Annotated in this window: 11 protein-coding genes and 1 tRNA gene; 1 reads left to right on the top strand and 11 read right to left on the bottom strand. The window is 63.3% G+C overall.

Annotation, left to right across the window (positions count from 1 at the left end):
• Positions 1–25 precede the first annotated feature (25 nt).
• A complete protein-coding gene (locus ACO2RV_RS07485) occupies positions 26–634 on the top strand; it encodes a polysaccharide biosynthesis/export family protein (RefSeq protein ID WP_423291412.1) in 609 nt (202 codons plus the stop codon).
• A 12-nt stretch (positions 635–646) separates the two neighbouring features.
• On the opposite strand, the gene ACO2RV_RS07480 is transcribed toward ACO2RV_RS07485, so the two are convergent.
• The 11 genes from ACO2RV_RS07480 to clpP form a co-directional block, all read right to left on the bottom strand.
• Complete coding sequence (locus ACO2RV_RS07480; RefSeq protein ID WP_423291410.1) at positions 647–2,131, bottom strand: O-antigen ligase family protein; 1,485 nt, start codon at positions 2,129–2,131, stop codon at positions 647–649.
• The gene (locus tag ACO2RV_RS07475; protein WP_423291408.1) at positions 2,128–2,874 is read right to left on the bottom strand and encodes a metallophosphoesterase family protein; all 747 of its coding nucleotides are present in this window, start codon (positions 2,872–2,874) and stop codon (positions 2,128–2,130) included. Before ACO2RV_RS07475 ends, ACO2RV_RS07480 begins: the two co-directional genes overlap by 4 nt.
• A 118-nt stretch (positions 2,875–2,992) precedes the next feature.
• Positions 2,993–4,258 (bottom strand): outer membrane beta-barrel protein, encoded by a 1,266-nt coding sequence (locus ACO2RV_RS07470; RefSeq protein ID WP_423291406.1) that lies wholly within the window; start codon positions 4,256–4,258, stop codon positions 2,993–2,995.
• A gap of 63 nt (positions 4,259–4,321) precedes the next feature.
• Positions 4,322–4,987, bottom strand: a complete 666-nt coding sequence (locus ACO2RV_RS07465; RefSeq protein WP_423291404.1) for a hypothetical protein — start codon at positions 4,985–4,987, stop codon at positions 4,322–4,324.
• Positions 4,988–5,611: 624 nt separating this feature from the next.
• Positions 5,612–6,367, bottom strand: a complete 756-nt coding sequence (locus ACO2RV_RS07460; protein WP_423291402.1) for an ATP12 family chaperone protein — start codon at positions 6,365–6,367, stop codon at positions 5,612–5,614.
• Entirely contained in the window at positions 6,354–7,034 is a 681-nt protein-coding gene (locus ACO2RV_RS07455; RefSeq protein WP_423291400.1) for an HAD-IA family hydrolase, read from the bottom strand. The genes ACO2RV_RS07460 and ACO2RV_RS07455 overlap by 14 nt, the downstream gene beginning before the upstream one ends.
• 43 nt (positions 7,035–7,077) lie before the next feature.
• Positions 7,078–7,153, bottom strand: a tRNA-Val gene (locus ACO2RV_RS07450).
• Between the two features lie 292 nt (positions 7,154–7,445).
• A complete protein-coding gene (locus tag ACO2RV_RS07445) occupies positions 7,446–7,724 on the bottom strand; it encodes an HU family DNA-binding protein (RefSeq protein ID WP_018386927.1) in 279 nt (92 codons plus the stop codon).
• Between the two features lie 315 nt (positions 7,725–8,039).
• Entirely contained in the window at positions 8,040–10,478 is a 2,439-nt protein-coding gene (lon, locus tag ACO2RV_RS07440; RefSeq protein ID WP_423291398.1) for an endopeptidase La, read from the bottom strand.
• A 251-nt stretch (positions 10,479–10,729) separates the two neighbouring features.
• Complete coding sequence (gene clpX, locus ACO2RV_RS07435) at positions 10,730–12,001, bottom strand: ATP-dependent Clp protease ATP-binding subunit ClpX (protein WP_423291396.1); 1,272 nt, start codon at positions 11,999–12,001, stop codon at positions 10,730–10,732.
• A gap of 380 nt (positions 12,002–12,381) precedes the next feature.
• The gene (gene clpP / locus ACO2RV_RS07430) at positions 12,382–13,014 is read right to left on the bottom strand and encodes an ATP-dependent Clp endopeptidase proteolytic subunit ClpP (RefSeq protein WP_423291394.1); all 633 of its coding nucleotides are present in this window, start codon (positions 13,012–13,014) and stop codon (positions 12,382–12,384) included.
• Between the last annotated feature and the right edge of the window lie 128 nt (positions 13,015–13,142).

Below are 13,142 nucleotides of genomic sequence, written 5' to 3'. Positions count from 1 at the left end.
GTATCTATCAAGGAAAAACACGCCTATGCCGAGTATGAGTGCGCACGCGCAACAGCGAGGCCTCGCCGCCCCGACACGGCGCGCATTGCTGGTATTGGCCAGCGGTATGCTGCTGGCTGGCTGCGCCGTCCCCCCGGGCCCGCCGCCTGCCACCAGTGCAGAAGGGGAAAATCCTCCTGAATATGTGCTGGGCACCGGCGACCGGATTCGCCTAACGGTCTTCAACGAGCCGACGCTTTCCGGCGAGTTCGAGATCGACGCATCGGGCGTTATTTCCCTGCCGCTGATAGGTAACGTCAAGGCGACGGGACGCACGCCACGCCAGCTCGAGGAGACCATACGCGGGCAGCTTGCCTCGGGCTATATGCGCGACCCCCGCGTCAACGTGGAAGTGCTGAAATACCGCCCCTTCTACATCATTGGCGAAATAACCAAGCCCGGCGAATATGACTATCGCAATGGCATGAACCTGCTCAGCGCCGTCGCCGTGGCCGGCGGGTTCACTTATCGCGCGAATGACCAGATGGTCTATATCCGGCGCGCCGGCCAGACCCAGGAGCATTCCTATCCGTCCACCACCACGACCATGGTCTATCCCGGCGATATCGTGCGCGTGCCCGAACGGCTCTTCTGAGCCCATTCATTCTCAGATACTGGTGTCGATTCGACGACTCCAGCTCTGCGCAAGGCCGGCGCCAAGAATTGCCCAGTAGGTAATGGCGATCGCCTGCATCTGCAGGCTGAAATCGACGAAGGCATGCACGAAGACCACGACGCTCGCGGCGAGCGCCGACAGGCTCAGCATGGACGGCATGTTGCGTCCGTAGACGTTACGAACGACCTGAAGCAACAGAGCGCCGCCAAGAATGATGAAAGCCACGAAGGCCGGAATGCCAAGCTCGAAGAGAAGCTCGACATAGGTATTGTGCGCCTTGTCCCAATGCAGAATGAAATCCTGGCCGAAATCCCGGTAGACTGCATAGACGCGATCGAAGCTGCCATAGCCGAAGCCGGTCCACGGCACGTCGAGCGCAGCCTGGAAGGCGGCGCGCACGACATACCAGCGAGTCTCGCTGCCACCGTCATTGGTTAGGCGTTGAACGAAGAGTTCGCCATAGGCGACGATGCCGCCCGCGATACCAAGGATCGCCAGCGCCCCCAGCAGAAGCGCAATGAGCCTCCGCTTTCCGAGCGTAGCGGCCAGGATCACGAAGACGATGGCGCCGGCGAAGCTGGCAACGATGCCGGCGCGCGAGCCTGTCCAGAGCAAGGCGATCCCGATGACCAGGATGGCAACGAAGATCGGCATGCCGCGCCGGACGAACGTATCGACGAGGGCACCGACGCGATAGGTCCAGGGAACCTCGGCACCGAAGCTGCTGCGCTGCACCAGTTCGGCGAGAAGCCCGAAGGTCATGACAAGACCAACGCCGGCATAGGTGGCGTAGCTGTTGCGGTTGACGAATGTCGAGGTGACCGACGCCAGATAGGCGGTCTTCTCGATCCAAACGAGCGTGTTCGGGAACGCCAGCAACTGGACGATGCCGTAGAGCGCATAGCCGACGGCGATCAGCACCAGCATCAGCGCAAACAGATCAGCCCGCCATCGATCGCGGCACAACTGAAGCGCGAGATAGAACGCCGCGGCGCAGGTCAGGAGCCGGATCAGGCCCATCACCCCATTATCGGGATCGGCAGAGATGCGTCCCTCGACAGGAGCCGCGTCGGGCATTTGCACCAACACGTCCCGCGCAAGCGTCCAGAACGAGCTCTCCCAGGCTCCCGGCATCCATGTCGAGAGTTGGGCCAGGATCCACGCGGCGATGCCACCAAGCAGGAGCAGCGGCAACCACAGCCGCCGCATTGCCACGGGCCGACGCCCGGAACTTACGAGCACACCGAGCTCGAACAACACGAGCAGCCCGCCGAACAACGCAGCATTCAGCATCCAGAAGTTCGGCAGATTGCTGCCGAACGGCAACGGGACCCACGCAACTGCCACTAAGAGGCCGATGAAGACGACGTCGTTATAGGTCTCCGGCCACCCGGCGCGGCGCAGGACGGCTTGCGGCTTCGACGTGGACTGTCTTGACGCGGGACGGCGCGGCTGCCTCGCCGGGCGGGAACTCATGTATGGATGACCCGAACCTGATCCGCCTCGATGACCGCGCAGGAAAGTCGGTTCGTCAGATACGCGCCGGTATCGACATTGATCCGGTTGGGCCGGATTTCCGGCTCCATGGCCGGCGTATGGCCGTGAACGACGCGGCCACCATGCAGGAGTTCGGAATCAATGAACACATCCCGGATCCAAAGCAGATCCTCGGGATCCTGACGGTCCAGCGGCACGCCCGGACGAATGCCGGCGTGGCAGAAGAAGTAGTCGCCGACCCGGTGGGAGACGGGCAGCGCGCGCAGGAAGGCGAGATGGTGCGGCGGCACCGCTGCCAGCGTCGCCTCGCGCAGATCGTCGAAGCGCCGGGCAACAACGTATTCGCGCGAGGAAATGCCATAGGAAAACAGCGTCTCCACCCCGCCATTGGCCAGCCAGACATCCCACGGCCGTTGGCCGTCCAGAACGTCAAGCATCATCGCCTCGTGATTACCCTTCAGGCAGACCCAAGCCTGCTCCGCCTGTCCCGTGACGAGCGTCTCGATCACCTGCCGGCTGTCGGTACCGCGATCGACATAATCGCCGAGAAACACAAGCTGCCCATGGCCATGCTGAGCACGATCCTCGTCGATGCGCTCCAGAAGACGTCGCAGGAGATCGTGTCGGCCATGGATGTCTCCGACCGCGTAGACACGCACTCCGTCGGGAACGCTGTAGGGCGTAGGCTGCGCCGCTGGCTTGCGGAAACGCGTGAAGAACATGACCGATCCGTCTCTGGGCGTCCCGCTCCACGGTCGGCTCGCCCGGCAAGGCAAGCATGCGCTAAAACAAAACTCCCCGCAATTCGCGGGGAGTTTTTCTCAATCGCGATGAGTTGCGTCAGTACGTCAGGACGATACCCGCCGACACGATGCTCTGATCGTAGTCCTCGACACCGTTGATGCCGTTGAAGTTGGACGTAAAGTCCGTGTAGTTGTAGGTCAGGCGCGCCGTCGCATAGCGATTGATCAAGTAACGCAGCTCAGCACCGGCCGTATACTGATCATCGTTACGAGGCAGGTTGTAGTAGTCCTGATTGTTGTAGCTGAACCAGGCGGACAGAAGCAGGTTGCGGCGCCACTCGTAGTCGCCACGAACGCCGAAGGTCGAACTGAGAACGCTGGACCCTTCGACACCCCCCACCGAGTAGTTCGACGTCAGCACGTCCTGCAGGGCGGTGAAGGTCACCGTCAGCAGAGGTGTGGCAAACCAGTTCAGGTTCGCGCCGTAGGTGAAATGGGGGATCGAGTCGAGCGTGCCGTCGGAACTCCAGTCGGTGTAGCCGACATAAACCTCGCCGCGGGTCAGACGGGACGGCTCGAACTGCAGGCCGGTCGTGATCCAGTACTGCTCGGCATCGTAATTGGTGTCCTCCATGAAGGACCACTCATACTTGCCTTCGACGAAGACGCTGGTCAGCGGACTGATGAAATAGCCGACACGACCGCTCAACGTGTAGTCCTGACCGTCGCGATAGCTCTGGTTGGTGGGCGCACCATCCAGCCAGGTATCGAAGCTACGGTCGCGGTAATCGAACAGCACCTTCGTCCAGAGGCGGTTGAACTCCTTGCGGAAGCCGACGCCGGCCGTCGTCTGGTCGTAAGGCAGCGGCGAGGTGAGGCCGGTATCGGTCTCATCGTCGCCCGGAAGCTCGTTCAGGTGCGCAAAGCGAGCATAGCCGAGGATTTCCAGATCCGCGCTCACATCGATCCGGGTATTGGTGCCAACCGAGTAGTTCTCCCAGTTCGCCGTGCTGTAGTCGGTGTAGGTACCGCTCTCGAAGTAGGCATCGAAGGACAGGTAATGACGCGTCCAGTTCGACTCGAGCTGCGCAGCCGGGCGAACGATGAACAGCGCATCCGCCTTCTCGTTAGTACCGGACGCCGTGATGTTGCTGTTGTATCCCGCAGAGGCAAACAGCGAGGGCAGGAACACGAAGGAGCCGACCGGAATACCCGGCGGCTTCGTACGCTCCAGCACGCCCTGCATCGCCGGATCCACCGGCGCCTTGGTGGCAGACGGCGGGTAATCCGCCGCAACCGCCAGCCCGCTCGATACACTTCCGAGAAGGACGGAGACTGCCGCAACAGTCAGCTTGTTCTTCATGGATCGCCCCACCGCCCCAAATCAATTCAGTCAAAAGTCAAAAAAATCAACGAAACGCCGCGCTCACAACGCAGGCTGGTTCGGACTCGGCACATTATTGGACGTGATCTTCGGCGGCGGCAGCACGGTGAGCTGCAGCACGGCCTCGGGAGAATCCGGGTCGACCAGCGACGGCGGCAGCAACCCATCACCCGTCTCGCTGGCGGCGGACGCAAAGGTCCGACCGAACAAGCTACCCGGAGAAAGCTGCGCCGCAGCGAACGCCCCATTGACCGCCGTCAGGGCCGCCTGGGCCACCGATGTCGTGTTGGGATTGGCATTCACCTGCGCTTGCCACGTCGAAACCGCATAAGCGAGCCCCTTGGCAAGCCCGATAGACAAGGAGGGGCTGACAAATACGACATCAGAGCCTCCGCTTTCCGAGAGAAATGCAACAGTACCCTGCGTCTGATCGCCAACATTGACGATCTCCGTCGCCAGATCTCCGGCGAGGGTCGGATTGTTGAGCAGCAGGTTCTGGATGGCCTCCGCAAGGCCCGCCCCCTGAGTGATCCGGCTGGGGTCGGAATAGTAGCTGATGATGGCGGCCACGGCACCCTTCGCCCAAGCCGCCTTCAGAGCCGGCGATGCATTCGCCGCCGGAGCAGGAGGAAGCGCCTGCGCGGACGCCGGCGCCGTCGTGAGCACCAGCGACACGCCACCCAAAAGCGAAGCTCCGAGCATCGCCACAGCGACGCCCCTCGTCAGACGAACTGACATCACAGCCATGGAAGAACCCCGCCCCACCTTAAAGTCACAATCTACAATTATCGAAATATGGCAGCGAGACTAGTGCACGAAAGCCACACACGTCAACGGTTTGCAGCATCCATAGCGTGAGGCGACGGTCAAACGGCACCCATTCGACAAGAAACGACCCATGGAATGACAGATCCGAGCGCCGCCAGCGCTATTCGTGCCCCTACCGATTCGTAACTATCAGCGACACCCCTGAACAAAACATACGGAAAAACTCCACATTTACGCATTAACACTACGTTAATCTGCTACATATACCGAATTGCCAAAAATATTCGCGCGTCTATATCTTAAAATGGCTCAGACCAGAGGCACTCGGTCGAACACCCCGGCGAATTGGCGCTATTTTGATATTTTCCTCCGATGGAGACGGCGAGAGCGAATAGCCATAGCTGCGGCAGAAAATGGACGGATGATCGCTCATTGCATGAACACGTCCAAGTCGTGAGCACTGCGTGACAGGCTGCACCTTCGAGGCAGATTTCGACGCGAATCGCTCCCCCCATGGAAGGGGCTGGCCGACGGGCGATGCGCTCTACCGTATCGACCCGTTCGTCAGCGAAGCGTTGCCAAGCTGAAGGCTGCGGCAGCGAAGTCGTGGAAGCGCGAGTCGCGGCGCCCTGCCGCCTCTACGTCCACCCCCCACAATTGCTCCTGCACTTCCTCGTCAATATGGGCGGCGCGCCAGCCCTCCTCCGCCGTAAGACGCCCCTTCCATACCGCGAGCGCGATGAGGGCCGAGCCGGAGAGCACGGTCATGAGGTTCAGTGCGGCAAGGCGGAGCGGTTCGTCCGGCAGAGCGGCAGCGATCACCTCCAGCGTGCGGGGCGGCTGCTCGACGAAGCGGATGCCTTCGCTGAGAAAGAACGTCGCGCCGATTTCCGCGCGCGCCCAGTCCAGCAGCGGGTCCCAGATCTCGCGCTGCAACACCACCAGCCGCTCCGGCGCGTCGGCGCGGTAACACAGCAGGTCGCTGCCGGCATAGCGCACGATCTCGGCCGCCACCTCGGCATGGCGCGGCGCAACACCATCAATGGCGGAATTGACCAGCCGCGTGACCGGCATGGTCACCGGATCGATCCTTTCGCCCTGCGCCGCCCATTCGGCGACCACCCGCTCCGCCAGGGCGGCGCTCGGCAAGGCCAGCAGCGCCCGGCCCGGCGTGCGTACCGGACGCCCGTCCAGCTCGACGCGGAAACTCCCCTCGGGCGTCTCGATCACTTCGACCCGGGTGTAGAAGCGCTTCGGCAGCGCGGAACCCGGCGTGGCCCGCCCCGGAGGCGGCGGCACGGGGCCATCAGGCTCGCTCAAGCGCGCCTCCCCAAAGCTCGTCCATGGCGGCGAGCAGATCGCCGGCATCGTCGATCAGCCGTTCAGCGCCGGACTGGTGAAGCCGGTCGCGGGCGTGATAGCCCCAGGTCACACCGACCGCCCGCGCGCCGGCGGCACGCGCCATCACCATGTCGAAGCTGGTGTCACCGACGAGGATGGTGTCCGCAGGCCGCGCGCCGGTCGCCTGCATAGCCTGCAGCACCATGCCGGGATGCGGCTTGGAGGGCGCATCGTCGGCGGTCTGGATGGTGACGAAGCGCCCCTCCAGCCCGTGATGGCTTAGAACGGCCGCAACGCCGCGCTGGGACTTGCCGGTGGCGATGCCGAGCAGCACGTCCTCGCGCGCGGCGAGGCGATCGATCACCGTCCGCACGCCAGGGAACATCGGCTCGGCGAATCCAGGCTCGGCACGCAGTTCGCGAAAGGCATTGCGGTAGCGCTCGGCCATCTCGTCGGCGGGAAAGGCGGGATCATCGCCACCGAGTTGGCGCATGGCCTCGACCAGCGACAAGCCGACGATCCCCAGCACCGCCTCGCGCGGCGGCAGCGGCAGGTCGCCGCGGGCAAAGGCACGGGTCATCGCCTCGAAGATCACATTCTGGCTGTCGACCAGCGTACCGTCGCAATCGAACAGGGCAAGCTTCACGGGCGAACCATCGACATCTGGGCCGCCCTCGGGCGGGAGCGGGTGGTGGGCGGTGACGGGCTCGAACCGCCGACCCTCTCGGTGTAAACGAGATGCTCTACCAACTGAGCTAACCGCCCACAGGGATCAGGCCACGGAAATCGAGATTCCCGGCCGGACGCGACCGCGGCGCGTCACGCGCCATAAAGCATCCGGAGGCCGAAGGAGCAAGTGCCCACGAGGGGCTTACGAGCGTCCGGCTGGGGCGACGGCAGAGACTAGCGAGCCTCCTGAAAGACGAAGGCGCGTCGCACGGGGGCAAATACGCCGCCGCAGGACGCGCCTGTCTCAAGCGCCGCTGGCGGCGCCGCGCCTCACCTCGCGCGTCATAGGCGCAGCGAGGGGGCGGCAGCGACCGCCGAAGCCGGCAAATCAGCCGTTCACGGTTTCCTTCAGGCCCTTGCCGGGCGTGAACTTCGGCGCCTTGGAAGCTTCGATCTTGACCGGATTGCCGGTGCGCGGGTTGCGGCCTTCGCGCGCGGCGCGGGTCACGACGGAGAAGCTGCCGAAGCCGATCAGCTTCACTTCTTCGCCAGCCTTGAGCGAGGCGGCAATGGCGTCGAAGGTCGCGTCGACCGCAGCCGCGGCGGCAGCCTTGGTCAGCTTGGCCTGCTCGGCCACGGCGGCGACGAGTTCGTTCTTCGTGGTCATGTGACCGGTCCTTCCTTGATTGCACAAGAATCGTCGGCGATATGCACCGACGGCGGGCGCGAACCCTTTCTCCAAATTGCGGCGAATGCAAGCGCCTGAGCTATGAAACCCGCACAAATACACGATTTTGCGGATATTTCCGGTTTTATATTACCGCAGCCATGACTCTTGAGTGACGCCTGCAAATTGAGCGCTTGCGACCTTGCCCATCGCGATCCTCGTTGTGGGAGTCTCGCGCAAGACGGCGGCCATTGAAAAGGAAACGGCGGCGCCTCGATGAGACGCCGCCGTTCTTGTCAGATCTGCGAAAGAACGTCAGTGCGCAGCAATGATGGCCGGTTCGTCAAGACCGATCACCGGCTCGACCGGCGTCGAGGTGGAGACCACCTTCTCCTCCCACACGATGGGCTCGGGCTGGCGCACCAGCGCGTGGTGCAGCACCTCGTCCATGCGGGAGACCGGAACGATCTCCAGAGCGTTCTTCACATTGTCCGGGATCTCGGCGAGATCCTTGGCATTCTCTTCGGGGATCAGCACCTTCTTGATGCCGGCCCGAAGCGCGGCGAGCAGCTTCTCCTTGAGACCACCGATCGGCAGCACCCGCCCACGCAGCGTGACTTCGCCGGTCATGGCGACGTCGCGGCGGATCGGGATGCCGGTCAGCACCGAGGTGAGCACGGTGGCCATGGCGACGCCCGCCGACGGCCCGTCCTTCGGGGTCGCCCCCTCGGGAACATGGACATGGATGTCCCGCCGGTCGAACAGCGGCGGCTCGATGCCGAAATCGAGCGCGCGCGAGCGGACATAGGAGGCCGCCGCCGAGATCGATTCCTTCATCACGTCGCGCAGATTGCCGGTGACCGTCATCCTGCCCTTGCCGGGCATCATGACACCTTCGATGGTGAGTATTTCACCGCCGACCTCGGTCCAGGCAAGGCCGGTGACGACACCCACCTGGTCCTCGCTCTCGGCCTCGCCATAACGGTAGCGCGGCGCGCCGAGATAGTCCTCAAGCTGCTTCACCGTGATCTTGATCGACTTCTTCTTGGTCAGCATGAGGTCCTTCACCGCCTTGCGGGCGAGGTTGGCAATCTCACGCTCCAGGTTGCGCACCCCGGCTTCCCGCGTGTAGCGGCGCACCAGCGTGAGCAGTGCCTCGTCGTCGATCGACCATTCCTTCGGCTGGAGGCCGTGCTTGGCCAGCGTCGAAGGAATGAGGTGACGGCGGGCGATCTCGACCTTCTCGTCCTCGGTGTAGCCGGCGATGCGGATCACTTCCATACGGTCCAGAAGGGCCGGCGGGATGTTCAGCGTGTTCGCCGTCGTCACGAACATCACGTTCGAGAGGTCATAATCGACCTCCAGATAGTGGTCGTTAAAGGTGTGATTCTGCTCGGGGTCGAGCACCTCAAGCAGCGCCGAGGACGGGTCGCCGCGGAAGTCCGCGCCGAGCTTGTCGATCTCGTCCAGCAGGAAGAGCGGGTTGGCCTTCTTCGCCTTGCGCATCGACTGGATGATCTTGCCGGGCATCGAACCGATATAGGTCCGGCGATGGCCGCGGATCTCCGCCTCGTCGCGCACGCCGCCGAGCGCCACACGGATATATTCACGCCCGGTGGACTTGGCGATCGACTTGGCGAGCGAGGTCTTGCCCACGCCGGGCGGGCCGACGAGGCACAGGATCGGCCCGGTGAGCTTGTTCTGCCGGCTCTGCACCGCGAGATATTCGAGGATGCGCTCCTTCACCTTGTCCAGGCCGAAATGCTCGGAATCGAGCACGTTCTGGGCGAAGGGCAGGTCCTTCTTGATCTTCGAGCGGTTGCCCCACGGGATCGACAGCAGCCAGTCGAGATAGTTGCGCACCACGGTGGCTTCCGCCGACATCGGCGACATCTGCCGCAGCTTCTTCAGCTCGTGCGTCGCCTTCTCGCGAGCCTCCTTGGAGAGCTTCACGGTCTTGATGCGCTCTTCCAGCTCGGCCAGCTCGTCGCGGCCATCCTCGCCGTCGCCGAGCTCCTTCTGGATCGCCTTCATCTGCTCGTTGAGATAGTACTCGCGCTGGGTCTTCTCCATCTGGCGCTTGACGCGCGTGCGGATGCGCTTCTCGACCTGAAGGACCGAGATTTCGCTCTCCATCAGCGAGAGAACCTTCTCCAGCCGGGTGGTGACCTTGAGGATCTCCAGCACCGCCTGCTTCTCGGGGATCTTGACCGCGAGATGCGAGGCGACGGTGTCCGCCAGCTTCGAGTGATCCTCGATCTGTGTGACGACGCCGACGACTTCCGGCGAGACCTTCTTGTTCAGCTTCACATAGCTGTCGAACTCGGTCAGCACCGAACGGCCAAGCGCCTCGGCCTCGACCTTGGAGCCGATATCCTCTTCAAGCGCCACCGCCTCGGCCTCGTAGAGGTCGCTGCGATCCGTGTAGCGCTCGACGCGGGCACGCGAGATGCCCTCGACCAGCACCTTCACGGTGCCATCGGGCAGCTTCAGCAGCTGGAGCACGGAGGCCAGCGTGCCGATCTTGTAGATGGAGCCGGGCGCGGGATCGTCGTCGGAGGCGTTCTCCTGGGTCGCCAGCATGATGAAGGTATCGTTCCGCATCACCTCTTCCAAGGCGCGGATCGACTTCTCGCGGCCGACGAACAGCGGCACGATCATGTGGGGGAAAACGACGATGTCGCGCAGCGGCAGCACGGGGAAGGTCTGCGGAACGCCGGGCGTGAGCGCGGTGCGAGGCTTGGAGCTCGTCATGGCCCTATCCTTTCTGTTGACGGCCGACGTCATTCCCTGGCGATGAAGCCGAGGTGACGGGCCGTGCCGCAAGGCGGCCGGAACGCGAACGGGAATCTCTGTGCAGGAGCGCGGGACGCCGCGAAAGGCACGTAGATGCGGTCGTGGACCGGATGTTGAAAGTCAGATGGAGACGCTTCCCCGGTCCGTCAAGGGAGACGGCCGCGCAGGCCGGGCGCGCACGCCCGGCCACGGTCCTGACGTCGCGGGGATCAGGCGCTTGCGCCTGCATCGCCGGCCGCCCGGTCCGCATAGATGTAGAGCGGACGTGCATTCTGCTCGACCACCTCCTTCGAGATGACGACTTCCTCGACCCCTTCGAGGCCGGGCAGATCGAACATCGTGTCAAGCAGGATGCCTTCCATGATCGAGCGCAGGCCGCGCGCGCCGGTCTTGCGCTCGATGGCCTTGCGGGCGATGGCGCCCAGCGCCTCCTCATGGATGGTCAGCTCGACATTCTCCATCTCGAACAGCCGCTGATACTGCTTCACCAGCGCGTTCTTCGGCTCGGAGAGGATCTGCTTCAGCGCCGCCTCATCGAGGTCGCCCAGCGTCGCGATCACCGGCAGACGGCCGATGAACTCCGGGATCAGCCCGTACTTCAGCAGATCCTCCGGCTCAACCTCACGGAACACCTCGCCCGGACGGCGCTCCTCGGGAGCCGCCACGACCGCACTGAAGCCGATCGAGGTGCCCTTGCCGCGCGAAGAGATGATCTTGTCGAGGCCGGCGAAGGCGCCGCCGCAGATGAACAGGATGTTGCTGGTGTCCACCTGCAGGAACTCCTGCTGGGGATGCTTGCGCCCACCCTGCGGCGGCACGGAAGCGACCGTGCCCTCCATTATCTTCAGCAGCGCCTGCTGCACGCCCTCGCCCGACACGTCGCGGGTGATGGAGGGGTTGTCGGACTTGCGGCTGATCTTGTCGATCTCGTCGATGTAGACGATGCCGCGCTGCGCCCGCTCGACATTGTAGTCGGCCGACTGCAGCAGCTTGAGAATGATGTTCTCCACATCCTCGCCGACATAGCCCGCCTCGGTCAGCGTCGTCGCATCCGCCATGGTGAAGGGCACGTCGAGGATGCGGGCCAGCGTCTGCGCGAGCAGCGTCTTGCCCGAGCCGGTCGGCCCGATCAACAGGATGTTCGACTTCGCCAGTTCGACGTCGCCGGCATGCTTCGTCGCGTGGTTCAGGCGCTTGTAGTGGTTGTGCACCGCCACCGAGAGGACACGCTTGGCATGGAACTGGCCGATCACGTAGTCGTCCAGGACCTTGCAGATTTCCTTCGGGGTGGGAATCCCGTCACGCGACTTCACCAGCGAGGACTTGTTCTCCTCGCGAATGATGTCCATGCACAGCTCGACGCATTCATCGCAGATGAACACGGTAGGTCCCGCAATAAGCTTGCGGACCTCGTGCTGGCTCTTGCCGCAGAACGAGCAATAAAGAGTGTTCTTGCTGTCGCCGCCGCCAACCTTGCTCATGCGTCTCTCCGTCCGCTCGGCGAGCCAGGCACCGCCTGAACCCGCCCCAGTCTCGCAGGCCGCCGCGGGCCTCCGAAACGGGAGAAACGCGACGGCACTCAGGCCGTCAAAAAGGAAGCGACTGAAGGGCCCAATCGTTCGCTCCTAGCCAAGCACGCTAAAAGCGCCACGATCAAGAAGGCATTCGCACCATCCCCGACTTCGCGCGGACCGGCCAATGCCCCGTCGTCACCCTGGTCACACCTCCTGGCGACACTTCATCCAAACGTCATGCAAGCGCGATACCGCGATGCACGCAAGCCCCGCACGTCAATTCCATGCGGGACCTCCCTTCATATAAGAAGCCAGCGTGGCTTCCGAAACACGCAAGATAAAGGCGTTCACGCCTTAGTTGACGCCTCGTCGGGACGCTTGTCGATCACATTGTCGATAAGGCCGAAGGACTTGGCCGCTTCCGAGGTCATGAAGTTGTCGCGCTCGAGCGCGTCCTCGACGCTCTTGAGCGGCTGGCCGGTGTGCTTCACATAGATCTCATTGAGCCGCTGCTTGAGGCTCATGATTTCCTTGGCGTGCAGCATGATGTCCGTCACCTGGCCCTGGAAACCGCCCGAGGGCTGGTGCACCATGATTCGCGCGTTCGGCAGTGCGAAGCGAAGCCCCTTCTCGCCGGCGGTCAGCAGGAGCGAGCCCATCGAGGCCGCCTGACCGATGCACAGCGTCGACACGGCGGGCTTGATGAACTGCATCGTGTCGTAAATGGCGAGACCCGACGTCACCACTCCGCCGGGGGAGTTGATGTACATCGAGATTTCCTTCTTCGGGTTCTCCGCCTCGAGGAACAGCAGCTGCGCGACCATCAGGGTCGACATGTTGTCCTCGACCGGCCCGGTCAGGAAGATGATGCGCTCCTTCAGGAGGCGCGAATAGATGTCGTAGGAGCGCTCGCCGCGGTTGGTCTGCTCGACCACCATGGGGACGAGATAGTTCATGTAGGTATCGATAGGGTCACGCATTATCCGCTCCTAAGCGGTCCGGCGAGGAAGTGCCGTCCGCGAATCCGTCTCTCCCAACATAAGCGGAAAGTCTGTTCCCGCTAGGGTCGGCTTATAATCCGCGTTGGCCGGATCGCCCAGCCCCGGCC

Source organism: Ancylobacter sp. VNQ12, from assembly GCF_049445835.1.
GTDB lineage: Bacteria > Pseudomonadota > Alphaproteobacteria > Rhizobiales > Xanthobacteraceae > Ancylobacter.
This window is presented reverse-complemented; position numbering and strand designations above follow the sequence as displayed.

What these genes read in the sequence shown, in the direction of transcription:
- clpX (WP_423291396.1), bottom strand. Translation starts at nt 12,001, where the DNA reads ATGAGCAAGGTTGGCGGCGGCGACAGCAAGAACACTCTTTATTGCTCG.
- ACO2RV_RS07485 (WP_423291412.1), top strand. Translation starts at nt 26, where the DNA reads ATGCCGAGTATGAGTGCGCACGCGCAACAGCGAGGCCTCGCCGCCCCG.
- ACO2RV_RS07475 (WP_423291408.1), bottom strand. Translation starts at nt 2,874, where the DNA reads ATGTTCTTCACGCGTTTCCGCAAGCCAGCGGCGCAGCCTACGCCCTAC.
- ACO2RV_RS07470 (WP_423291406.1), bottom strand. Translation starts at nt 4,258, where the DNA reads ATGAAGAACAAGCTGACTGTTGCGGCAGTCTCCGTCCTTCTCGGAAGT.
- lon (WP_423291398.1), bottom strand. Translation starts at nt 10,478, where the DNA reads ATGACGAGCTCCAAGCCTCGCACCGCGCTCACGCCCGGCGTTCCGCAG.
- clpP (WP_423291394.1), bottom strand. Translation starts at nt 13,014, where the DNA reads ATGCGTGACCCTATCGATACCTACATGAACTATCTCGTCCCCATGGTG.
- ACO2RV_RS07445 (WP_018386927.1), bottom strand. Translation starts at nt 7,724, where the DNA reads ATGACCACGAAGAACGAACTCGTCGCCGCCGTGGCCGAGCAGGCCAAG.
- ACO2RV_RS07480 (WP_423291410.1), bottom strand. Translation starts at nt 2,131, where the DNA reads ATGAGTTCCCGCCCGGCGAGGCAGCCGCGCCGTCCCGCGTCAAGACAG.